18 protein-coding genes are annotated in these 22,753 nt (G+C 35.6%); 11 read left to right on the top strand and 7 right to left on the bottom strand.

Going from position 1 to position 22,753, the window contains the following annotated elements:
• Position 1 precedes the first annotated feature (1 nt).
• From K0U91_RS02935 to recG, 7 genes are all read left to right on the top strand, one after another.
• Positions 2-1,387 carry a hypothetical protein gene (locus tag K0U91_RS02935; protein ID WP_220180345.1) on the top strand — a complete coding sequence of 462 codons (1,386 nt, stop codon included), beginning with the start codon at positions 2-4 and terminating at the stop codon, positions 1,385-1,387.
• Positions 1,388-1,482: 95 nt separating this feature from the next.
• Positions 1,483-3,612, top strand: a complete 2,130-nt coding sequence (locus tag K0U91_RS02940; protein ID WP_220180346.1) for a S9 family peptidase — start codon at positions 1,483-1,485, stop codon at positions 3,610-3,612.
• A gap of 252 nt (positions 3,613-3,864) precedes the next feature.
• Positions 3,865-5,514 (top strand): peptide MFS transporter, encoded by a 1,650-nt coding sequence (locus K0U91_RS02945; RefSeq protein ID WP_219970789.1) that lies wholly within the window; start codon positions 3,865-3,867, stop codon positions 5,512-5,514.
• 133 nt (positions 5,515-5,647) lie between these two features.
• Positions 5,648-7,366, top strand: coding sequence for a peptide MFS transporter (locus K0U91_RS02950; RefSeq protein WP_220180347.1), 1,719 nt, complete (start codon positions 5,648-5,650; stop codon positions 7,364-7,366).
• A gap of 137 nt (positions 7,367-7,503) precedes the next feature.
• A complete protein-coding gene (locus K0U91_RS02955) occupies positions 7,504-9,177 on the top strand; it encodes a peptide MFS transporter (RefSeq protein WP_220180348.1) in 1,674 nt (557 codons plus the stop codon).
• Between the two features lie 29 nt (positions 9,178-9,206).
• On the top strand, positions 9,207-9,740 hold the full coding sequence (locus K0U91_RS02960) for a thioredoxin family protein (RefSeq protein WP_220180349.1): 534 nt from the start codon (positions 9,207-9,209) through the stop codon (positions 9,738-9,740).
• Between the two features lie 173 nt (positions 9,741-9,913).
• Positions 9,914-11,998, top strand: a complete 2,085-nt coding sequence (recG, locus tag K0U91_RS02965) for an ATP-dependent DNA helicase RecG (RefSeq protein ID WP_220180350.1) — start codon at positions 9,914-9,916, stop codon at positions 11,996-11,998.
• Positions 11,999-12,044: 46 nt separating this feature from the next.
• On the opposite strand, the gene K0U91_RS02970 is transcribed toward recG, so the two are convergent.
• Together K0U91_RS02970 and dapA are read right to left on the bottom strand one after the other, a co-directional pair.
• Positions 12,045-12,542, bottom strand: coding sequence for a GNAT family N-acetyltransferase (locus K0U91_RS02970; protein WP_220180351.1), 498 nt, complete (start codon positions 12,540-12,542; stop codon positions 12,045-12,047).
• Positions 12,543-12,607: 65 nt separating this feature from the next.
• Entirely contained in the window at positions 12,608-13,480 is an 873-nt protein-coding gene (gene dapA, locus K0U91_RS02975) for a 4-hydroxy-tetrahydrodipicolinate synthase (protein ID WP_220180352.1), read from the bottom strand.
• Between the two features lie 106 nt (positions 13,481-13,586).
• Between dapA and K0U91_RS02980 the strand changes: the two genes are divergently transcribed.
• From K0U91_RS02980 to recO, 4 genes are all read left to right on the top strand, one after another.
• Positions 13,587-14,342, top strand: coding sequence for a 5'-nucleotidase C-terminal domain-containing protein (locus K0U91_RS02980; protein WP_220180353.1), 756 nt, complete (start codon positions 13,587-13,589; stop codon positions 14,340-14,342).
• Positions 14,342-15,292 (top strand): bifunctional metallophosphatase/5'-nucleotidase, encoded by a 951-nt coding sequence (locus K0U91_RS02985; RefSeq protein ID WP_219970781.1) that lies wholly within the window; start codon positions 14,342-14,344, stop codon positions 15,290-15,292. The genes K0U91_RS02980 and K0U91_RS02985 overlap by 1 nt, the downstream gene beginning before the upstream one ends.
• A 78-nt stretch (positions 15,293-15,370) precedes the next feature.
• Positions 15,371-17,662 (top strand): type IX secretion system anionic LPS delivery protein PorZ, encoded by a 2,292-nt coding sequence (gene porZ, locus K0U91_RS02990; protein WP_219970780.1) that lies wholly within the window; start codon positions 15,371-15,373, stop codon positions 17,660-17,662.
• A complete protein-coding gene (gene recO / locus K0U91_RS02995; protein ID WP_220180354.1) occupies positions 17,662-18,348 on the top strand; it encodes a DNA repair protein RecO in 687 nt (228 codons plus the stop codon). The genes porZ and recO overlap by 1 nt, the downstream gene beginning before the upstream one ends.
• Before the next feature lie 8 nt (positions 18,349-18,356).
• On the opposite strand, the gene K0U91_RS03000 is transcribed toward recO, so the two are convergent.
• The 5 genes from K0U91_RS03000 to mqo all read right to left on the bottom strand — a co-directional run bounded on the left by K0U91_RS03000 (position 18,357) and on the right by mqo (position 22,342).
• A complete protein-coding gene (locus tag K0U91_RS03000) occupies positions 18,357-19,166 on the bottom strand; it encodes a glucose 1-dehydrogenase (protein ID WP_219970778.1) in 810 nt (269 codons plus the stop codon).
• Positions 19,167-19,238: 72 nt separating this feature from the next.
• Complete coding sequence (locus K0U91_RS03005) at positions 19,239-19,721, bottom strand: GNAT family N-acetyltransferase (RefSeq protein WP_220180355.1); 483 nt, start codon at positions 19,719-19,721, stop codon at positions 19,239-19,241.
• 7 nt (positions 19,722-19,728) lie between these two features.
• On the bottom strand, positions 19,729-20,355 hold the full coding sequence (locus K0U91_RS03010) for a DUF1684 domain-containing protein (protein ID WP_220180356.1): 627 nt from the start codon (positions 20,353-20,355) through the stop codon (positions 19,729-19,731).
• On the bottom strand, positions 20,356-20,754 hold the full coding sequence (locus K0U91_RS03015; protein ID WP_219970775.1) for a hypothetical protein: 399 nt from the start codon (positions 20,752-20,754) through the stop codon (positions 20,356-20,358).
• Positions 20,755-20,836: 82 nt separating this feature from the next.
• The gene (mqo, locus tag K0U91_RS03020) at positions 20,837-22,342 is read right to left on the bottom strand and encodes a malate dehydrogenase (quinone) (RefSeq protein ID WP_220180357.1); all 1,506 of its coding nucleotides are present in this window, start codon (positions 22,340-22,342) and stop codon (positions 20,837-20,839) included.
• Positions 22,343-22,753: the final 411 nt, after the last annotated feature.

Consider the following 22,753-nt stretch of genomic DNA (forward strand, 5'->3'; position numbering starts at 1 on the left):
GATGAAAAAAACATTTATCATTACACTATCAGTAGTCAGTGCATTGGCTTTCGGGCAGAAGAAATTCGTTTACGGAGAAGGTTTTGAATATAATTCTCAATATGAAAAAGATATCAAGCTCGTTCTTTGTGATGACTATAATCAGTATGTATTCAGTGATATTAATGAAGACGGCTACAGCAGTTATCCTCATAAAAAAATAATCATCAGGAAACTTGATCAGAACGGAAGCCTTATCGATACTTTTATTAAAGATTATGCCAATAAAACAAACGGCGTTATTCACAATTATCTGGGATCTACAGAGATCGGCAAAGATCAGTTTGTAGTTTTCACTGAAGAGATTCAAAACAAAACAAACAGAAAAGAAATCTATCAGCACGTTTTCAATAAAAAAGATGGTAATTTTATCACCACAAGCATTGCAAAACTTTTCGTAGAATCTGGTTTAAAGCAAGGTACAACCTATGTCAGATTCTCAGAAAACGGAAAATATGCTGCGATCATCAATGACAGATCGGTCTCTAAAAAAACAGCCAATACTATTGATAATATGGTGATTGATCTTGCCACACTTTCAAAGAAATGGGAAAAAGAGATCACACTGGATACCGATTATATGGAAGATGAGCTTGCAGTAACCAATTCCGGGAGAGTATTGATTTTAAGAAAATCTACCGGCTGGAAAGAGTCTTCAAAATTGGTGTATGTTTCGGCGCAAGGCGAACAGGAAATTCCTTTAAAAGAAAAACTGATCTTGAAAACATTAACTCCGGTTTCTATTAATGATCAGGATTATCTTGTGTCATTCGGTTACTTTACGGGGATCAGAGTTAATCAGAGTAATTTTGCTGATATGGCATTCATCAATCTTCAAAACGGAAATATTGCCATGAGTGAAGTTCCGGAATACAGAAATAATACAACAATGTCTGGTATAGATATTCCGATTGCCCAGGTTGTGAACGGTAAAACATATCTGTACGGATTTGACATTAACAAAAGAATGCCGCAGTCTACCTCGTCAAATCGTTTCCCAGATCCTATTATCACCTACGGAACAGGAAGATGGTTCGCAGTAAGTTCTGATGGCGCTACAAGCTCGACTCCAACGGGAAGCAACGGAAAAGTAGGCTATTTTGTGAAAGGTAGCTCAAATTATCTATTTACCGACAATTATAATTTAACAGCCTTCAAAATGGGAAATACAGCAAAATCGGGAACTTTGAGCATCAATAACAATAGTGAAGGAAACGGAACCGTAAAAAGCGGTGAACCTGTCTTAACTTCAATAAGATACATTCCTGAATCTGACAGAATAATTTTCCTCAGAAAATTAGACGCCAATCATTTTGACACAAAAAGTGTTTATAATTGGGATAAATAAAATATTTAAAAACATTATACAGCCGGCAGAAAAAATCTCTGCCGGCTTTTTTTATAAATTACTATATTTGAAGTCTTACGACATTTAGATTTAAAATGAAAAAACTTTTACTTACACTTAGTCTTGTTGCTGTGTTTCAAAATGTAGCGGCGCAGGAAATCACTTTAGATAAAATATATTCGGGATATTACCGCGGAAAAGGTATTGCCGGAATCACGTCTATGAAAAACGGTGAAAATTATCTTGTCATCGAGCAGGGCGGAATTGCAAAATATTCTTATAAAACCTCTCAGAAGGAAGGAAATTTGGTTGACGGAAGTTTTGAAAGCTATGAATTTTCTGATGATGAGTCAAAAATTCTTCTTTTAAAAGATAGCCAACCGATTTACAGACACTCTTTTTTAGGAAAATATGACATAAAAGATTTAAAATCTGGAAAAACGACAAGCCTGAACGAAGGTAAATTTGTTCAGGAACCTAGATTTTCTCCCGACGCCACTAAGATTTCTTTCATCGTCGATAATAATTTATTCTTTCAGGATCTTAGTTCAGGAAAAATCACACAAATTACGGAGCATGGAGTAAAAAACAAAGTTTTGAACGGTCTTGCTGACTGGGTGTATGAAGAAGAATTCGGTCATGCGAGATTGTATGAATGGACGAAAAACTCTGCCGATATAGTATTTGTAAAGCTGGTAGAAACTGATGTTCCGGAAATTTACATTCCGATGTATGGGAAATCGCTGTACCCAACCGAGATGCGTTACAAATATCCGAAAGCCGGAGAAAAAAACTCTGTGGCATCGGCATATACTTATCATTTGGCAGACGGAAAAAAGACTAAAGTCAATTTAGATCAATTTAAAAACTATTACATTCCGAATGTTATTCAAACTTCAAATGCTGATGAAATTGTTTTGATCACTTCACAGAGAACTCAAAATGCTTCTGATGTTTTGAAGGTAAATACAAAAACAGGTGAAGTTACAAAACTATTTACTGAAACGGATGATAAATGGATTGATACAGACAATGTAACACTTGAATTTTTAGAAGACAACAGTTTTCTTTGGGGATCTGAGAGAGACGGAAACCGCCATCTGTATTGGTATGACAAAGATGGAAAATTGAAAAAACAGATCACGAAAGGAAATTGGGAAATAACCGATTATTATGGTTATAACCCTAAATCTAATGAGATTTACGTACAGACCACTGAAAAAGGAAGCATCAATAAGGTAGTTTCCAAAATCAATATTCAGAACGGGAAAGCACAGCTGATTTCTAATGCTGAAGGGAATAATTCGGCCAATTTCAGCAAAAATTATAATTATTTTATTGAAACTTCTTCTACCGTTTCAAAACCGTACACCTATGTTTTAAAAAACGGATCAGGGAAAACAGTGAAAGAGCTTCAGAATAATAATGACCAGCTGAAAAAACTACAGGCTGATAATTTTGTTAATAAAGAGTTCATTACAATTCCCAACGAAGCCGGAGATCAGATGAACGCATGGATTATTAAGCCAAAAAACTTTGATCCGAACAAAAAGTATCCGTTATTCATGTTCCAGTATTCTGGTCCGGGATCGCAGCAGGTTGCAAATTCCTGGGATAACGGAAACGCGCTCTGGTTTGAAATGCTGGCTCAGAAAGGATACATCGTGGCTTGTGTAGATGGGCGTGGAACAGGTTTTAAGGGAGCTAAATTTAAAAAAGTAACCTTTAAAAACTTAGGGAAATATGAAATTGAAGATCAGATTGCTGCCGCAAAATGGTTCGGAACCCAATCTTACATCGACAAAAGCAGAATCGGTATTTTCGGATGGAGTTTCGGGGGTTACATGGCAAGTTTGGCAATGACAAAAGGCGCAGATGTTTTCAAAACAGGAATTGCCGTTGCACCGGTAACCAACTGGAGATATTATGATTCTGTGTATACCGAAAGATTTTTGCTGACACCGCAGGAAAATCCGACTGGTTATGATGACAATTCGCCGACAACGTATGCCAATTTATTAAAAGGTAAATTTCTACTGATCCACGGAACTGCCGATGACAACGTACATTTCCAAAATTCGCTGGAGTTTTCTGAAGCGTTGATTCAGAACAAAAAGCAATTTGAATTTATGGCATATCCCGACAAAAACCACGGAATTTATGGCGGACAGACCAGACCTCAACTGTACCAGAAAATGACAGATTTTATTTTGGAAAATTTATAAATAAGAAATGAAAAAATATTTATACAGTATTTTTTACTAGCGCTAATTCACAAATCAAAACTTTACGGAATTTCTAAAACTGAACAATCAACTAAATCTGATATTGTTGAGGAAGTAATGTATACCAATCCTCCTCCACCAATAATAAAAAATAAATAAAATATATTTTCAACCTTTCAGAATCATCCTGAAAGGTTTTTTTATAAAATTTCAAATTAAAAAGCTATTTTTGAAAAATTTGAAATTTGAATTATGAAAACCAAACACCCAAAAGGCCTTCCGTACTTATTTTTCACAGAAATGTGGGAGCGTTTCGGCTATTATCTTATCCTCGGAATCTTTGTACTCTACATGATAGACAGCGAAAAAGGCGGTTTGGCATTTGACGATAAAAATGCAGACGATATCTTCGGAACTTTTATCGCTCTTACATATTTGACCCCTTTTTTAGGTGGTTTTTTAGCCGACAGAGTTTTGGGTTACATAAAAGCTATCTACATCGGAGGTTTCCTGATGGGATTAGGATATATAGGCGTCGGTTTGTTTAAGGAGCTTCCTCTTTTTTATGCCTCATTAGGATTAATTATCATCGGAAACGGTTTTTTCAAGCCAAGTATATCTACACTCTTAGGTAATTTATACAACGAAGAACCTTACAAAGCCAATAAAGACGCCGGTTATAACATATTTTATATGGGGATCAACATCGGGGCATTTGTCTGCAATATTATTGCGGCCTTTATGCGAAACAAATATGGTTGGGGTCCCGCTTTTATGACTGCAGGAGTCGGAATGTTTATAGGATTGCTGGTTTTTACAATCGGTAGAAGACATATTCTAAAAGCCAATATTCTAAAACCCGTACAGGAAGGTGATACCAAAATTTCTGATATTTTATTAAAGGTATTTTTACCTGCTATTATATTTGGGCTTATCGGATGGTTTATTCCGGATAATATTTTTGGAAGTGATAGCACAGACGCCTTTATTTTTGCATGTGTCCCGGTAATCTATTTCTACGTTATGCTTTACGTAAAAGCCAATGCAGAAGATAAAAAGCCAATCGGTGCCTTGCTTGCCATCTTTGCCGTAAGTTTAATGTTTTGGGCGGTTTTTAAGCAAAACGGAACTGCTTTAACACGTTGGGCAAATTATTACACAGACAGATCGGTACCTGCTCCACTGGAAAAACCTCTTGAAGCTATTTTCTTAGTCGATAAAAAAGACTTCCAGGATAAAGAAGTTTCCGTATATGATGATCAGTATCAGGTTAAAAAGGAGGATGGAAAAGCTTTAAAAGAAAATGGAAAAGATATATATTTTAGAAATATTTCCAAAGCTGAACGTACAAAACTGAATTCTGACCCTGCGCAGCAAGTCAGCCTTTACAATACAGAATTATTTCAATCTATCAATCCTGGCTGGGTCATTTTACTTACACCGGTTGTAGTTGCATTTTTTATGATGCTGCGAAGAAAAGGAAAAGAGCCAAGCACACCTTCAAAAATTGTTTTAGGGTTATTTATATCGGCTTTGTCATGTCTGGTAATGGTTGGCGCTGTATATGCCGGTCAAAACGGATGGATTAAAGTCTCCGCATTGTGGCTGGTTGCCGCGTATGGAGTAATTACAGTGGGCGAACTTTGTCTTTCACCTATGGGATTATCGTTGGTGTCAAAACTTTCACCACCAAGGTTAACAGCCTTAATGATGGGAGGTTTTTTCCTTTCAACATCCATCGGAAACAAACTTTCAGGAGTTTTAGCAAGTTTTTGGTATGATTATGATAACAAGGCCAATTTTTTTATCGTTAATTTTGGTTTATTACTTTTGGCAACGCTTTTAGGCTTATCAATTTTAAAAAGATTAAATAAAATAATGAAGGAAAAAGGAGTTAATTAATTTCTTTTTCATCCAATACAAGTAAAAGCTGTAGATTAATCTGCAGCTTTTTTGCTTAAAATAAAATTAAATCTTGTCAAAAACTCAAAAAAAACTATATTTGCTAGTCTTAACAAAAATTAACAATTAATATATGGATACAGCGGTTCAGGCGAAGACTAAACACCCTAAAGGATTATGGGTTCTATTCGGAACAGAGATGTGGGAACGTTTCAACTTTTATGGTATGAGAGCATTGCTTACCTTGTTTATGGTAAACTCCCTCCTTATAAAAGAAGCAGATGCAGCAATTATTTATGGTGGGTTTTTGGCACTTTGTTATTTAACACCACTTTTAGGAGGTTTTATTGCAGATAAGTACATTGGTAACAGAAATGCAATTTTGGTAGGTGGTACTTTGATGGCACTTGGGCAATTGCTTTTATTCTTCAGTGCTTCTACGTTTTCTGCCAATTTAGGAGGTGCTAAAACAATGATGTGGCTGGCTTTATTCATAATTATTTTCGGAAACGGTTTCTTTAAGCCGAATATTTCTTCGATGGTAGGAAGTCTTTATCCTAAACAGGAAAAATCTAAGCTTGATTCTGCTTTTACCATTTTCTACATGGGTATTAATATTGGTGCATTTCTAGGCCAATTTATTTGCCCTTACTTAGGAGATGTAAAAGATTCTGAAGGTGTCAGAGATATTTTCGCTTTTAAGTGGGGGTTTTTAGCCGCTTCTATTGCAATGCTTATAGGAACAGTAACTTTCTTTATTCTTAAAAATAAATATGTTGTAACTCCTGAAGGAAGACCAATCGGTGGATTACCTAAAAACAATACCAGCGACGATTTTGAAGAAGGAGAAACACAAACGGCAGTATTTTCCGGTAAAAATATGGGGATTGCAGCAGTGTTATTCGTTGCATTATTCTTTGTATTCAGATATATTCTGGTGAGCGAATTTGGATTTAGCTCTGTTGGGATGGGACAATTAATTAAAGGATTAATCTATCCGTTCATTTACGCTGCAGGAATCTCTTTAGCATTCTTAATCATGAGTTCTGCTGAAAACAAGGTAGAAAGACAAAGAATCTGGGTGATCTATATCGTTTCGTTCTTCATCATTTTCTTTTGGGCAGCTTTTGAGCAGGCTGGTTCATCACTAACCTTCATCGCAGATAATCAAACCGACAGGAATATCTTTGGTTGGAATATGCCGCCGTCAATGGTACAGATTTTCAACGGGTTATTCGTTGTAGTATTAGCACTACCTTTCAGTTTACTTTGGGATAAATTAAGAGCACAAGGAAAAGAGCCGGTTTCGCCGATGAAACAAGCAATGGGACTTGCATTAATTGCATTAAGTTATTTCATTATCGCATACAACGTAAAAGATTTAGGGAACACAGGCTTATTGGCTATAAAATGGCTAATGCTACTATATTTAATTCAAACAATGGGTGAGCTTTGTTTATCACCAATCGGGTTATCTTTGGTAGGAAAATTAGCTCCAAAAAGATTTGCTTCTTTATTGTACGGAGTTTTCTTTATATCAAATGCTGCGGGTTATGCTTTAGCGGGTTCATTAGGAGCAATAATTCCGGCAACGGGAGACAAATTTGTCAAAGCTGAAAAACTAGGTGTAAACCTTCAAGACGTTTTAGACAAAAAAGTAACGCTAACACCACAACAATTAGCTTTATTTGAAAAAGAACAATTACCGACTGCAAATACAACATTTGCAGGAGTAGAAATTCACAACTTGTTTGAATTCTTCATGGTATTTGTGGTACTTTGCGGAATTGCAGCTGTCATTCTTGCAATTTTATCACCGAGATTAAAGAAGATGATGAATGGCGTAAGCTAAGATCCATTTTAAAAATAATATTAAAAACCTCTGATTTTTTCAGAGGTTTTTTTATAAATTAGTGCGATGCAATGTGGCAATTTTCATATGTCGTTACAAAAATTGAAAATTCAATAATTATTCATTAATCATTACTTATGAATTTAACTTTAGAAGAAATACAGAATTTTAAAGGAAAATATCCAAAACAAATCTGGAGTCTTTTTTTTTCAGAAATGTGGGAACGTTTCTGCTTTTACGGAATGCGAGGAATGCTTGTTTTCTTCATGATCTCACAATTGAATTTTCATGAGAAGGAAGCCAATCTTCAATACGGCGCCACACAGGCTTTCGTGTATGCTTTTACATTCGTAGGCGGGCTTTTTGCCGATAAAATTTTAGGTTTCAGAAAATCGCTTTTTTGGGGTGGGTTGTTAATGATTGTTGGAAGTTTAATTTTAGCCACAGATCCACATCAGTTTTTCTTTTTGGGAATCGCATTTACCGTTGTCGGAACAGGTTTTTTTAAACCCAATATCTCTTCAATGGTTGGGCAGTTGTATAAACCTAATGATTCAAGAGCCGATGCCGGTTTTTCACTTTTTTATGCAGGAATTAATTTAGGAGCACTGTTGGGTGGTTATTTATGCATCGCAATCGGTAAAGGTGAGCTTTTCGGAGGTCTTATCTCTGAAGAATTCCGATGGAATGTTGCTTTTGGATTGGCGGCTATTGTAATGGTTATCAGTTTGATTAATTTTGTATTCACTCAGAAAAGCTTGGGAACAATTGGTTTAGAACCTGAATCAAATAAAGTGATTACAAAGAAAAATCTTACAAAATATATCGTTTCTGTTGTTCTCATTTATTTATTTTTTGCGAGAATGTTTATTAGATTTCTAGACAGTTCAGTGTTTAAAACAGACTCTCCAAAACTTATTTTGAGCTTAGTTGCTTTCACAATCGTATATGCTGCAATTTCTTATCTGATTTATTTAGGAGGAAAATTTTTAAAATATGCTGTGTATCTGATTTCTTTAGTATTTGTTCCCGTGATAATGCTAATGGTTTCTGTCCCAGAGTACACAGATTATTTTATGTGGACTGTAGGACCATTAACGTTAATTTATCTGTTTTATGAAATGTCAAAAGTAACTTCGGCCGAGCGAAGGAAACTCTGGGCAGCTTTGGTTTTTATCTTATTTTCGATTTTATTTTGGGGAATTTATGAGCAAAGCGGAGGGTCATTAAGTATTTTTGCAGCAAAAAATTTAAATAAAGACCTGTTAGGATTAGACCCGAATGGCGTCAACAATTCCGGAGGTGCATTTTTTATCATTTTCTTGGCACCAATTCTCGGATTATTATGGATTTGGATGAGCAAAAGAAAAATAGAGCCTAATACCATTATTAAGTTCGGGTTAGGATTTATTTTCCTTGGATTAGGATATTACGTGCTTTTTGCAACAAGGTTTTTTGCAGATCTACAAGGTATCACTTCGTTAAATTTCTTCACAATTGCTCTATTGGTTATTACGCTCGGAGAACTTTGCCTCTCACCTATCGGATTATCAATCATGACCAAACTTTCTACTAAAAATCTTCAGGGAATGATGATGGGAATGTGGTTTCTTGCCTCAGCGTACGGACAGTATGTTGCCGGAATTATAGGAGCAAGTTTGGTATCTGCAAAAGAAAATGCTTCCAATTATGATGCATTGTTAACATACACAGAAGGTTACAAACAATTGGCTCTGTATGCCATTATTGCAGGTGTGGTACTGATTTTGATATCTCCTTTCGTCAAGAAACTGATGCAGGAAGTAAAATAATCATCAGAAAGTTGTACAAATATCAAATTATGAAGAAAATTACCATTCTATTATTCCTTTTTTTTAGCAGCTTACATTTTGCTCAGGTACAATGGATGACCATAGAAGAAGCCATAAATGCTCAAAAAACTCAGCCTAAGAAAATACTTATCGATTTCTACGCAGACTGGTGCGGACCGTGCAAAATCATGGATAAAAAAACATACGGACATCCTGTGATTGCAGAGTTTTTAAATCAAAATTATTATGCTGTGAAATTTAATGCCGAAGAGAAAAAACAGGTAGAAGCTTTCGGTAGAACATTTTCAAACGATACTAAGGAACATAAAAAAGGCAGAAACTCATTGCACGAATTTACACAGTTTATGAATGTAGGAGCTGTTCCCAGTACTGTTTTTTTAGATGAAAGCGGAGCACCAATAACCATTTTACAAGGAGAATTATCAGCAAAAGAACTCGAGCCTTATCTTTCATTGATTTCAAATGATTTATACAAAAAAATAAAAACACGTCAGGAATGGGAAGATTTTCAGAAAAAATTCAAATCGAATATTAAAGATTAGAAATGACGATTTGCTTTGGCTAATATCTTTTAGTTTAAAAAAGAATTAGTTTTCAAATAAAATCTGCTCAATCTGAATAATCTGCGAGAATAATAAAACAATCTCTAAAGCTTTCAAATCTGAAAGCTTTTTTTATTTCCAAATTTTCCCGAAATTCGTGCCTTTCTTATCTATTGACTTTAGAAACTTCCATAGAATACGTCAAAGGAATTGGTCCTGAACGAGCCAAACTCATCAAAAATGTGTTGGGGATTTCCACTGTGGAAGACCTTCTGCACTTCTACCCTATTCGCTATATCGATAAAAATAAGCTATATAAAATCGGAAGCCTTCAGGAAAGCAATCTTGAAATTCAGCTGAAAGGGAAAATTTCTAACGTTCAAGAGATTCATAACGGGAAAATAAAAAGACTGACTGCTAAATTCAATGATGACACAGGAAGTATGGATCTTGTTTGGTTTCAATACTCAAAATGGCTGAAAGAGCAGCTTCCGATGAATCGCGAAGTTTTTGTTTTCGGAAAGATCAATGCGTTCAACAATCAATTCTCGATGCCGCACCCGGAAATTGAAATTGATGAGAACAAAGAAAAAGACAATCGCTTACGCCCCATTTATCCAAGTTCTGAAAAGCTGGTCAAAAGAGGCCTGAATCAGAAATTTTTTCAGGTAATTCTGCGGAATATCTGTAAAGAAATTCCTAATTTAATTCATGAAAATCTCCCCGAATACATCATCAAATCGATGAAATTTTTATCGAGACAACAGACTTATTTAAATATTCATTTCCCTGCAAATTTTGCGTATTTTGAGAAAGCGAATCTTAGATTAAAATTTGAAGAATCATTCTTTTTTCAGCTGGGTTTTGGTTTAAAAAAAATGCATCATAAAGCCAAATCAAACGGAAATCCGTTCCCGATTGTGGGCGATTATTTTACAGGATTTTATGAAAATCACATGCCTTTTGAACTTACCAATGCACAAAAAAGAGTTTTAAAGGAAATCAGATCAGATATGAAAAAGCCTATTCAGATGAACCGCCTTTTGCAGGGTGATGTAGGTTCAGGCAAAACCATGGTCGCTTTGCTGACAATGCTGATTGCTTTGGATAATGGCTTTCAAAGCTGTTTGATGGCTCCTACAGAAATTCTTGCCCAGCAACATTACAACGGAATTAAAGATTTACTGAAAGACACCCCTATTAAAGTCAGTATTCTTACCGGTTCTGTAAAAGCTTCTGCACGAAAAATCATTCACGAGGAACTGGAAAACGGTAAACTTTCAATTCTGGTGGGGACTCATGCCGTTTTGGAAGATAAGGTAAAATTTAAAAATCTCGGTTTAGCGATTATCGATGAACAGCATCGATTTGGTGTTGCGCAGCGGGCAAAACTTTGGGCGAAGAATAAAATCCCGCCTCATATTTTAGTAATGACCGCAACTCCTATTCCAAGAACTTTAGCAATGAGTTTTTACTCTGATCTTGATGTTTCGGTAATCGATGAAATGCCCGTTGGAAGAAAACCCATTATCACCGCTCATAGAAGGGAAAAAGATCGAACTTTTGTCTATAATTTCTGTCGTGATGAGATCAAAAAAGGAAGACAGATTTACTTTGTTTATCCTTTGATTGAAGAATCTGAAACATTAGATTATAAAAATTTAATGGAAGGCCTGGAACATGTAATGCAGTCTTTTTCTGAGTACAATGTTGCCATGCTCCACGGCCGTATGAAACCTGATGAGAAAGATATTGCAATGAATTATTTTGCTTCCGGGAAAGCTGAAATTATGGTTGCAACAACAGTAATTGAGGTTGGTGTCAATGTTCCAAATGCATCTGTTATGGTGATTGAAAGTGCGGAAAGATTCGGTCTATCACAGCTTCATCAGTTGCGTGGCCGCGTGGGAAGAGGTGCCGAACAGAGCTATTGTATTCTGATGACTTCCGACAAATTATCCACAGAAAGCCGAACCAGAATTAGAACGATGACCGAAACCAATGACGGCTTTAAAATTTCTGAGGTTGATATGCAGTTGCGCGGTCCGGGAGATATTTTGGGAACCCAGCAAAGTGGTGTCATTGATTTCAAAAAACTGGATTTGGTCAATGATTCAGAGATTATCAAAAATACCAAAAATATGGTTGAAAAGATTCTTGAAGCAGATCCTTTGCTTGCAAGAATTGATCATCAGCTGATTAAAAATTATTATTTGCAGTATTATAAGGGAAAAAATAAGTGGAGTAAGATTTCTTAATTTTTTTTAATCTAAAACTACTCAGTTCAACGCTTGAAGGATCTATTTATAAAAAAATCTCCATCAAATAATCATCCATCACAAAGTCATTTCCGATGTCAAAAACACCTTCATCATAGATTTTATAGCCTTGAGACTCGTAAAATTTTTTTGCTGAATTATATTTGTTAACATTTAAAATAATTCTGGCATCTCCACTTTCTTTTACTCTTTCATTTAAAAAATTCAAAGTTTTTTTTCCTAAGCCTTTTCCTTTGCTTTCCGGAACTAAATAAATCCGGTGTAATTTGGTTGTTTGATTTTCGTAATGATTTTCGTAGCCTAAAAATCCGTCATAAGAATTTGATTTTTCATCAAAAACCAAAAAATAATAGTAATTAGGATTTTTTAAATGTTCAGAAATTTCAGCTTTTGAATACATTGTATCCAACATGTATTTCATTTGCTCTTCGGAAAGGATTTCTGCGTAAGCATTTCTCCAGGATCTTTTTGCCAAATCCTGAATCACAGGTATATCTTCTTCTGTTGCTTTAATTAGTTTCATATCTTTTGATTAAAAAAAGTGAAAAACCATTGGCTTTCCACTTCACTAATAATTATCTCTAAGTATTAAATTTTCTCCATTTCAGCTTTTATTTTTCCATAAAGCCCTTCTGAAGCCGGAACTAATGGAAGTCTCAGATAATTTTTGATCAATCCTTTTTCTGATAAAATTACTTTAATCCCACAAGGATTCCCTTCTGCAAAAATCAATCTTGTGATCTCAACTAATTTATTATGAATTTTATATGCTTCATCCACTTTTTTATCAAAAGCTAACTGAACCATCGTAGAAAATTCTTTCGGGTAACCTTGTCCGATCACAGAAATTACTCCATCTCCACCGGCTAACGTTACAGGAAGCGTAAACTCATCATCACCTGAAACTATAGAAAATCCTTCCGGCTTTTTTCTCAAAATATCAAAATACTGAAGAATATTAGGCGAAGCTTCTTTAATTAAAAACAAATTTGGAAACTCTTTTGCCAAACGAAGTGTTGTTTCAGCCTCAACATTTTGTCCCGTCCTTGAAGGTACGTTATAAATAATGATATTTTTTCCGGTAGAAGCCAAAGCTTTATAATGCTGGTAGAGCCCTTCCTGATTTGGTTTATTATAGTAAGGAGATACTGATAAAACTGCTGCGAACGCAGATAAATCGGTTTCTTCGATTTGCTTTTTGACTTCAAGAGTATTGTTTCCTCCAATGCCTAAAACGAGCGGAAGACGTTTATCATTGACTTTAATGATGTGCTCTACGATCTGTTTCTTCTCATCGGAAGAAAGTGTAGCAGCTTCCGCTGTAGTTCCCAATACCACCAAGTAGTTGGTCCCGTTTTCGATATTATATTCAACAAGTTTTGTCAAACTTTCGAAATCTACGGATAAATCTTCATTAAAGGGCGTTACCAAAGCAACACCTACTCCTTTTAAAATGCTCATCTTCTTGAATTATTTTCCCCAAATTTAATAATTTCATACAAGAATTTACAATATTTAATCCTGTTTTATTATACATATAATTATATTTGCATATACTAAAGAAATTATGCAAAATAAATTCTTACTGCTAGGAATTGCCCTTTTATCACTCACCGCCTGCAAAACGACATTGCTGCAGGTTACCAATGTACAGACGCAGAAGAATATTTCTATAAATCAAGATCTGAAGGACGATGAAAATCTTGCTCAATTTATCGAGCCATATACCTTAAAACTCAATAAAGAGATGAACCAAAAGATCTCACATACCAATGTAGATCTTACAAAAGAAGGAGATAACAGTAATCTGGGTAATCTTTTGGCAGATTATACTTTTGACGGAGCTGATGTTTGGGCCAAAGCAAATCTTAACAAAAATATTGATGCAGCGTTGATCAACATTGGCGGAATCCGTACGACGATCGGGAAAGGCGACATCCTCCGAAAAAATGTTTTTGAAGTCATGCCGTTTGAAAATGAAGTGATTATTGTAAAAATGAAAGGAGCTGACCTTCAGGGATTATTTGATTATTATGCAAAAAACCAAGTCAACAATCCTGTTTCGCATTTATATATTGAAACCAATAACGGAAAGCTAAACAAAGGTTTGATTAATGGAAATCAAGTAAATCCTTCACAGGATTATTATATTGCGACATCAGATTACCTGGCTTTAGGTGGCGATAATATGAGGTTTTTTGCTAAAGGCGAATCAATTCCTACAGGTATAAAACTGAGAGATTTGTTCATCGATTATTTTAAGAGAGATCAGCAGATCAGTCCTAAAGAAGAAATTCGTCTAAATTTTATCGGGAAGAAATAATGGATAGAAAAAGTTTTTTAAAAACGATAACCGGAGGAACTTTAGCAATGACTTTAGCTCCTAATCTGGTAATGGCAGAAGAATTAAATGTAAGCATTTCTAAATCATCCAATAAACTAACGATTCTTCATACCAACGATCAGCACAGCAGAATTGAACCTTTTGATGAAAGCTATACTAAAAACCCGAATCAGGGAGGTTTTGCAAGAAGAGCGACTTTAATTCAAAAAATAAGAAGTGAAGAAAACAATCTTTTATTGCTCGATTCGGGAGATATTTTTCAGGGCACACCTTATTTTAATTTTTTCGGAGGCGAATTAGAGTTTAAGCTCATGTCGATGATGAAATATGATGCTTCCACGATGGGAAATCACGATTTTGATAATGGTTTAGATGGGTTTTTAAAAGTTTTGCCTAATGCGCAATTTCCTTTTATCTGCTCAAACTATGATTTTAAAAACACTATTTTAGACGGAAAAACTTCTCAATATAAAATTTTCAGCAAAAACGGAATCAAAGTCGGAATTTTTGGTGTTGGCATTCAGCTAGACGGTTTGGTAGGTAAAAAACAATATGCCGAGACGGTTTGGTCAGATCCTATTGATGTTGCTCAGCATTATTCTGATTTCCTGAAAAAAGAAAAAAAATGTGATCTAGTCATTTGTCTTTCACATATCGGATATGATTACAAAGACAGCCCGGAAAAAATAAATGATAAGATTTTAGCTTCCAAAACAGAAAATATTGACTTAATTTTGGGAGGTCACACTCATACATTTTTACCGGAACCTCAAATTTTTAAAAATAGACAGGGGAAAAATGTTTTGGTAAACCAGGTTGGCTGGGCAGGTCTTCTCTTAGGGAGAATAGATTTCTTTTTTGATAAAAATAAAAACGTACAACAGATTTCCTGGAAAAATCAGGCAATTGACAGCAACATAATAGCATAATATGAATCGTCTTTTTTGGAAACAGCATGATAAAAAATTCCGCGATTGCATATGAACTTAAAAAATGTAATTCTACATATGAAAAAATTTTCTATAATTTCTCTTGGTGTCTTAGCATCTTTCCCGATGGTGAATGCTCAAAATATTGCATCCAAAAAATGGGCAGATCTATTTTCTTACAATAATGTATTGGCAATAAAAGAAGATAATGGAAAAATCATTGCTGCAACAGAAAACGGAATTTTTCATTATACCATTTCAACAGGAGAAATTTCAAAAATTTCCAAGGCAAACGGGCTTCATGAAGTGAAAATATCAGCTTTTGATTATAATCCACAGACAAAAATAGGTCTTGTCGGCTATCAAAACGGTTCTTTAGATGTCATTACTCCACAAGGGATCACTTACGTTGTAGACATTCCGATTGCTACAGGATATAATGCTAGTAAAAAAATCAATCATATCTCTATTACCGGTGACAGGGCGGTTGTTTCTGTCGGGTATGGAGTTTCTATTTTTGATTTAAAGAAAAAAGAATTCGGAGATTCAGCATTTTTCGTTACGGGAGGTGTCTATCAGGCAAGTAACGAGGCTACTATCAAGGATAATAAAGTATTTTCCGTAACCAATACGGGATTAAAAACCCACGAACTGAATACTACATTCCCTGTGTTTTCTACCTGGGCTACCGAACTTCCTGGGAATTTTACGGATATAGACTCTGAAAATGCAATTGCTTTTTCCTCATCAACAGCTACCTATATTTACAATAATGGCGTTTCTACTCCTTTAGCTCAAACTTTTGGAAATGTGAGCGATGTTGTAGTAAATGCTGACAATATTATCGTTACAGATGCCAGCAGAATTTACAGCTACGGTATAAACGGAACTTTTGCAGGCTCTGTTACTGTAGGTGAAGAATGTAATACTGCAACAAAAGTAGGAGCAAAAATATACTGCGGAACTATTTTATCAGGTCTGAAAAGTGAAGACAATATCGTATTTAAACCCGATGGGCCACATTTTAATTACTCTTACAAGATCAGATTATTTAATGACAATCAGCTTTTGGTCTCTTCGGGAGGCAGAGAAGGCGGCTTTAATACCGGCTTATTTAATCCAAAAAATCCTGGATTCTACTATTTTAATGGAACAGAATGGATTTATTCTTCTTATTTTAAAAGCAACACTACTAGATTTAATATTCTAGATGCTATTGCAGACCCGGTGAATGCAAATGAATTTTTCTTTACTAATTACAATAATGCACCAGGTCATGGTATTTATAAAATGAAATATAATGCAGGAAGTAAAGATTTTGAATTTGTAAAAAAATATGGCTTAGATGCAATTGATCCTTCCCTGCCTTTAAATGACTATTTAAACAGACCTGTAGGTTTCGCGGTTGATGACCAGAACAATCTTTTTGCGAGCTTGGCATTTGCCGGTAGCAATGGGGCGACACCGGCATTCGCATATTACGATAGAGCAACTGATGGTTTTCTGATTAAATACGTCACCGGGCTTACGAGTAACGGAGCACAACAGCTAGTCTACCATGAGAATAAATTTTGGACACCGCTTCCCAGATCGAATAATTTTTTAGTGTACGATACTAAAAAAAGTCAGAGCATCACTGATGATACTTTTACAATTTTGTCAGAAAACAACGGACTGCCGCCGGGTTCTGGAGGAAGCCTTTCAGTAGCTTTTGACAAATCTAATGATGCCTGGATAGGTACAGATGCCGGACTCAGAATTCTAACCAATGCAGCGGCTGAAATAGATAATGATCCCACATTAGAACCAATCGTGATCGAACAAAGCGGTCTCGCTGAAGAACTGTTTAGAGATTCGCAGGTGTTACAGATTGAAGTTGACGGTGGAAATCAAAAATGGGTTTCTATCGATGGTGGCGGTGTGTATTATCTATCCGCATCAGGTGAGCAGGTTATCAAGAGATTTACAAAAGAAAATTCGCCTCTTCCTACAAACACTGTAACTGATATTAAAGTCGATAAAAAAACCGGAAAAGTGTATTTCGTGACATATGACGGAATTGTGACCTATCAAGGTGATGTTGCAGATGTTACTTCAGACTTCGGAAATGTTTTGGTTTATCCAAATCCTGTGGTTTATGCTCAATTTAAAGGCAATGTGACCATCAGAGGTTTGGCAGAAAAAACCAACATAAGAATTACAGATGCCGCAGGTAATATTGTACATTCTGCCGTTGCAAGATCAGGATATTACGAATGGGATCTGAATAATCAAAAAGGAAAACGAGTGGCATCAGGAATTTATTTTGTACTGATGACCAACGAAGACGGAAGTGATAAAGCAACTGCAAAAATAGCTGTTGTTAATTAATGAATTCACAAACCGGATTTCTGCTTTCATTTATAAAATATGGTGAAAATGATGCAATTCTGCATTGTTTTACAGAAGAAGAGGGCTATCATACTTATTTTCTCAGAGGAATTTACACCAAGAAAAATAAGAAGAAAGCCTTTCTTTTGCCTTTAAATAAACTAAATTTTTCAGTTCGCGCAGGTAAAAGTGGCAGCATGCAGACGGTTTCGAGTTTTGAGATGCTTAATTTGCACGATATATATACAGACATTAAAGCAAATACTGTGGTGTTTTTTATTTCAGATTTTTTAAATCAAATTTTAAGAAATGACAATAAAAATCTGGAAGTTTTTCACAGCATAGATGAGTTTATTGATCAGCTTGGGGCCAAAAACTATCAGTCTCATCTTATCTTTTTGATCAAAATTTTAAAAATTCAGGGTGTTGCACCACTATTAGGTAAAGGAGATTTTCTTGATCCGGAAACAGGAACTTTCATTCAGTCTTCAACGCATCCTATTTTCGACAGTGAAAATTCTTTATTTTGGAAAAGTATTATTTCATCTCAAGATCCATATGGGATAAAGATCCCATCGCCAAAAAGAAAGAATTTCTTAGATAGTATTCTGGTATATTATCATTATCACATTTCAGATTTTAGAACTCCGAATTCTTTAGAGATTATCCAGCAGATTTTTGAATAGATAATCAATTATCCTCCATCTGCAAAACTTTCAAGGCTCGTCATTCCGCCATCCACGAATATGCTTGCCCCGGAAATATAATCTGCCAAATCACTTGCTAAAAATGCAGCAAGATTACCGATATCTTGCGGCTGACCAATTCTATTGTAAGGAATAAGTTCGAGTAAAGAATTCAAAGCATCTTTGGTTTCCCAGGCCGATTTGTTGATGGGTGTCTGAATTGCTCCCGGACCAATTGAATTTACACGAATCTTAGCCGGTCCATACTCCTGTGCTAAAGTCTGCATCAGCATTTTAATCGCTCCTTTACTCGCTGCATAATTCGCATGACCAGCCCAGGGAATAACCTCGTGGACTGAACTGATGTGAATGATTTTTCCGCAGGCAATGGAACGTGAAGTGTCAATTCCGCGTCTCAGGAATTCTTTGATGGCTTCTCTGGAGCATAGAAAGTGGCCGGTCAAATTGACACCCATTACTGCATTCCAGTCTTCAAGGGTCATTTCAGTAAATTTTGCATCTTTTTGAATTCCTGCATTGTTAATTAAAATATCAACCGTCCCGTATTCTGCGATGACATCCATAAACATTTTCACCACCTCATCTTCTTTGGAGACATCACACTGATAAGTTATTCCGTTTCCGCCGGCTTCGGTGATTTCTTTTAAAACTTTTTGAGCGCTTTCTAAAGATTTTTCTGACGAATGATTGATCACTACTGCGGCTCCGGCCTCTGCTAGGGATTTGGCAATTCCTGTTCCGATTCCGCTGGAAGCACCTGTAATGATAGCAACCTGATTTTGAAGTGATATTTGCATATTTATGATTTGAAATGTTCACATTTTACTGAAAGTATCACGCCAAAGTAGGAGTTTTATTCTTAAAAATTTTTAAATTTTTTTAGACATTAAAAATTGTGGCCCGTTTATTCCTTCTCTCATTTTACCGCCATACAGATATCCTGTTATAAGATAAAGATCAAATGCCTGAGTATTTTTTTCATTCACTGCCAAAACTATTTCGTTGCATTCTGTAAAATGTTCTTTTATAAAGTGGTCAACCTCAATCATGGCTTGTCTACCGATTCCTTTACCCTGAAAATCAGGATTAACAGATAGCGAACGGAGTAAAACAGAATCCGGATTTTCTGTAAGATCAAATTTATCTTCACCAAAATCAATCACGAAAAATCCGGCAATTTTTTCTTCATAAAAAATTGTAATAGGATACGCAAAAAAATCTTCGTGTTGATTTCTCTCTTCAATCTTTTTTAGAGCTTGTTTCGCTGTAGCTGTAAACCGCGACTGAATATCGTCTAAAACATAATCAAGCTCAGCCAAATGTTCTGGTTCGTAAAATTTTAAACTTGTCATATCAATATTAATGGTGGTAAATATCTTCGTACATTACGCCGGCCCGTATTTCAACGGCTAATTTATTCTCCCCCGGAACAATTGGGCAGCTGTAATTATGTGCATTGTAAGCACAAAAAGGCTGATACGACTGATTAAAATCTAAAATAATGGTATCGCCTTCCGGAATCGTAAGATCAATATACTTTCCGCCGCCGTAGGTTTCTTTATTGTTGGTTTCGTCCCGAAAAGGAAGAAAAAGATGATCTTTATATTTTTCCATCTTCATTAAATCTAAACTTTGATAGATCTTCAAAGCGTGCATTTTTCCATTTAACGTAAAAGTTGCTGTACCAAACTCCTGATATGATTTTGATTTTCCCGACGATGTTGGCAGATCAAAAGGCTGTGGATTTTCGGTTTTGGTAAATTTTGCGGTGACTCTGTACTTTAAATCAATCGGAAAGAAAGGATGATATTTGAATTTAGCAAAATTATCATCTCGTAGGGGTGTTTCTTTTGGATCTAAATATTCTCTATTTAAGTCTGACTGAAACTTTTTGATTTCCTGAATTTCCTTAGAAATGTGTTTATTTTTCTGAGAAAACATAAAGATCGGAAACAGTAATAGTAAAAATAAGATGGGCTTTTTCATTTAATCTTCTGATATTTTAATTCTGTAAATATCTGATCCGTTTCTTTTAATTGATTTCACAAAAAATCCTCCTTCTTCGGGAATAATTTCTTTAAAATCGAAACTTGTACAATCTTTGGGAAGCCCTGAAAAGATTAAAGTAAACCAAAAATCTCTCATAAATGGAACCGCTGTCCAGTTTGGGTAAATCGTAATATTTTCTGCATGAATCAATTTACTTTTATGGCTTGAATCGTTGTCTACAAGGTAAGTCGTATTCCATATTCGGATGAGATTTCCCAAAAATGGAGATGCCGGAAAACAACAATGTACAATCACCTGTTTCTCTTCTTCAATTTTGGTCTGAAGAGATTCTAGCAATTCTTTTGCAATAATGGGTTTTACCAAGACTTCTTCCATAGTTGATGGATAAGTGAGAAATTGGTAATAAGTAATATCAAATTATTCAGGTTGAACATTACTTATACCGATTACTCATATTTTAATGTTTAAGTTCTAATTTTTCTTTGCTGTATGCTCTTATTTTTTCGGTAAGCTCGCGGTTATCAGCCAATTTTTGTCCGTAAGACGGAATCATTTCAAGTAATTTTGCTTTCCATTCACCGTTCAGCTTTTCAGGGAAACATTTTTCCAATACATTCAACATCGCAAAAACGGCTGTTGAAGCTCCGGGTGAAGCGCCCAGTAATGAAGCAATTGTTCCCTGCTTATTGACGACAACTTCAGTCCCGAATTCCAGCCTGCCACCGAGTTCTTCATCTTTTTTGATGACTTGTACACGTTGTCCGGCAACTTTCAGTTCCCAGTCTTCTTCTTTGGCATCTTTTATAAATTCTCTTAAATGCTGAATTCTTTGAGCTTTGGTCATAGCAACCTGCTGTACCAGATATTTTGTAAGCGGAATATTATGCCACCAAGCTCCAAAAAGCGACCTTATATTTTTTGAATTCACACTTGCAGGAAGATCGAGATAATTTCCTTCTTTTAAAAATTTTGTTGAAAATCCTGCAAACGGCCCAAATAACAGTGCTTTTTGGCCATCAATAATTCTCAAATCCAAATGCGGAACCGACATGGGCGGCGCATCTACCGTTGCCTGTGTGTAGACCTTTGCCTGATGCTGATTGACCAGCTCAGGATTATGTGTAACCAGCCATTCTCCGGAAACCGGAAAACCGCCATAGCCTTCACTTTCTTTAATATCTGAACTTTCTAACAGTGGCAAAGCATAACCTCCCGCACCGATAAAAACAAAATCTGCAACGACTTCCTGCTTATGACTGTGAATTCTGTCTTTCACCTTCATTTCCCATTTTCCATCTTCTCTCGGATCGATATCTTTTACTTCGTGGTAAAGGAAAACTTCGACATTAGAATCTTCGAGCAAATGTCTTCCCATCTTTCGGGTCAAGCTTCCAAAGTTAACATCTGTGCCCAAATCCATTTTTGTTGCGGCAAGAACTTCAGTTTCATTTCTTTTACTCATCACTAAAGGAATCCATTCTCTCAACTGATCGTGATCGGTAGAAAATTCCATTGCGGAAAACAAGGGCGAATCTTTCATCGCTTCGTGTCGTTTTTTAAGATATTCAGCATCTTTTTCACCGAAAACCAGACTCATATGTGCGCAGGAATTTATAAAATCTGTGGGCGTTGAAACATATTTTTTATCTACTAAATATGACCAGAACTGTTTTGAAATTTCAAACTGCTCTGCAATTTTTTCTGCTTTCGAAATATCGATCGTTCCGTCTTCGTTTTCAGGGGTATAATTCAGTTCACAAAATGCTGAATGTCCGGTTCCTGCGTTATTCCATGCGGCTGTACTTTCTTTTGCAAACCTTCCGAGTCTTTCGAAAATGGCAATATTCAAACCGGGATCAAACTCGTGGAGTAAAGTGGCTAATGTGGCGCTCATAATTCCGCCGCCTATTAAAACAACATCGTATTTTGGTTTTGGTGTTCTCCTTAAGATTGTATTTGGCATACCACTAAATTTACTACGAATTTCGTGAAAAGTTTCTTATTAAATGGATGTTTAATGATTTTTAACACCGCGAATTTGAATTAAAATTTTAGAATTTCTTTTTTCGCAGATTGAGCGGATTTCGCGCATTTTTTAATTAAACCTGTAAAAAGAAAATTATTGAATATCGATTATTTTGTGATAATGCTTGATCTCGCAAAGTCAAACAAAGAATTTTAAATCTTTTCCGTAATAAGTTATACAAAGGCGTCAACTTACATAAACAAATACAAGATATTTTCAATTACAGATTGCAGTCAATCATCAAATTATATGCATATTTGCGCCAGAGGTGCAAAAATTCCATTTGGTTTTCTCTTCGCCGGATTTTAATGCTGCAGCCCGACTTGAACGGAGCTCTTTTTGCCGGAG

It is taken from the genome of Chryseobacterium sp. LJ668 (genome assembly GCF_019613955.1).
In the GTDB taxonomy this organism is placed as follows: Bacteria; Bacteroidota; Bacteroidia; order Flavobacteriales; family Weeksellaceae; genus Chryseobacterium.

What these genes read in the sequence shown, in the direction of transcription:
- porZ (WP_219970780.1), top strand. Translation starts at nt 15,371, where the DNA reads ATGAAAAAATTTTCTATAATTTCTCTTGGTGTCTTAGCATCTTTCCCG.
- K0U91_RS03015 (WP_219970775.1), bottom strand. Translation starts at nt 20,754, where the DNA reads ATGGAAGAAGTCTTGGTAAAACCCATTATTGCAAAAGAATTGCTAGAA.
- mqo (WP_220180357.1), bottom strand. Translation starts at nt 22,342, where the DNA reads ATGCCAAATACAATCTTAAGGAGAACACCAAAACCAAAATACGATGTT.
- K0U91_RS03005 (WP_220180355.1), bottom strand. Translation starts at nt 19,721, where the DNA reads ATGACAAGTTTAAAATTTTACGAACCAGAACATTTGGCTGAGCTTGAT.
- K0U91_RS02970 (WP_220180351.1), bottom strand. Translation starts at nt 12,542, where the DNA reads ATGAAACTAATTAAAGCAACAGAAGAAGATATACCTGTGATTCAGGAT.
- recO (WP_220180354.1), top strand. Translation starts at nt 17,662, where the DNA reads ATGAATTCACAAACCGGATTTCTGCTTTCATTTATAAAATATGGTGAA.
- K0U91_RS02950 (WP_220180347.1), top strand. Translation starts at nt 5,648, where the DNA reads ATGGATACAGCGGTTCAGGCGAAGACTAAACACCCTAAAGGATTATGG.
- K0U91_RS03010 (WP_220180356.1), bottom strand. Translation starts at nt 20,355, where the DNA reads ATGAAAAAGCCCATCTTATTTTTACTATTACTGTTTCCGATCTTTATG.
- K0U91_RS03000 (WP_219970778.1), bottom strand. Translation starts at nt 19,166, where the DNA reads ATGCAAATATCACTTCAAAATCAGGTTGCTATCATTACAGGTGCTTCC.
- K0U91_RS02940 (WP_220180346.1), top strand. Translation starts at nt 1,483, where the DNA reads ATGAAAAAACTTTTACTTACACTTAGTCTTGTTGCTGTGTTTCAAAAT.
- K0U91_RS02935 (WP_220180345.1), top strand. Translation starts at nt 2, where the DNA reads ATGAAAAAAACATTTATCATTACACTATCAGTAGTCAGTGCATTGGCT.
- K0U91_RS02955 (WP_220180348.1), top strand. Translation starts at nt 7,504, where the DNA reads ATGAATTTAACTTTAGAAGAAATACAGAATTTTAAAGGAAAATATCCA.
- K0U91_RS02985 (WP_219970781.1), top strand. Translation starts at nt 14,342, where the DNA reads ATGGATAGAAAAAGTTTTTTAAAAACGATAACCGGAGGAACTTTAGCA.
- K0U91_RS02960 (WP_220180349.1), top strand. Translation starts at nt 9,207, where the DNA reads ATGAAGAAAATTACCATTCTATTATTCCTTTTTTTTAGCAGCTTACAT.
- K0U91_RS02980 (WP_220180353.1), top strand. Translation starts at nt 13,587, where the DNA reads ATGCAAAATAAATTCTTACTGCTAGGAATTGCCCTTTTATCACTCACC.
- dapA (WP_220180352.1), bottom strand. Translation starts at nt 13,480, where the DNA reads ATGAGCATTTTAAAAGGAGTAGGTGTTGCTTTGGTAACGCCCTTTAAT.
- K0U91_RS02945 (WP_219970789.1), top strand. Translation starts at nt 3,865, where the DNA reads ATGAAAACCAAACACCCAAAAGGCCTTCCGTACTTATTTTTCACAGAA.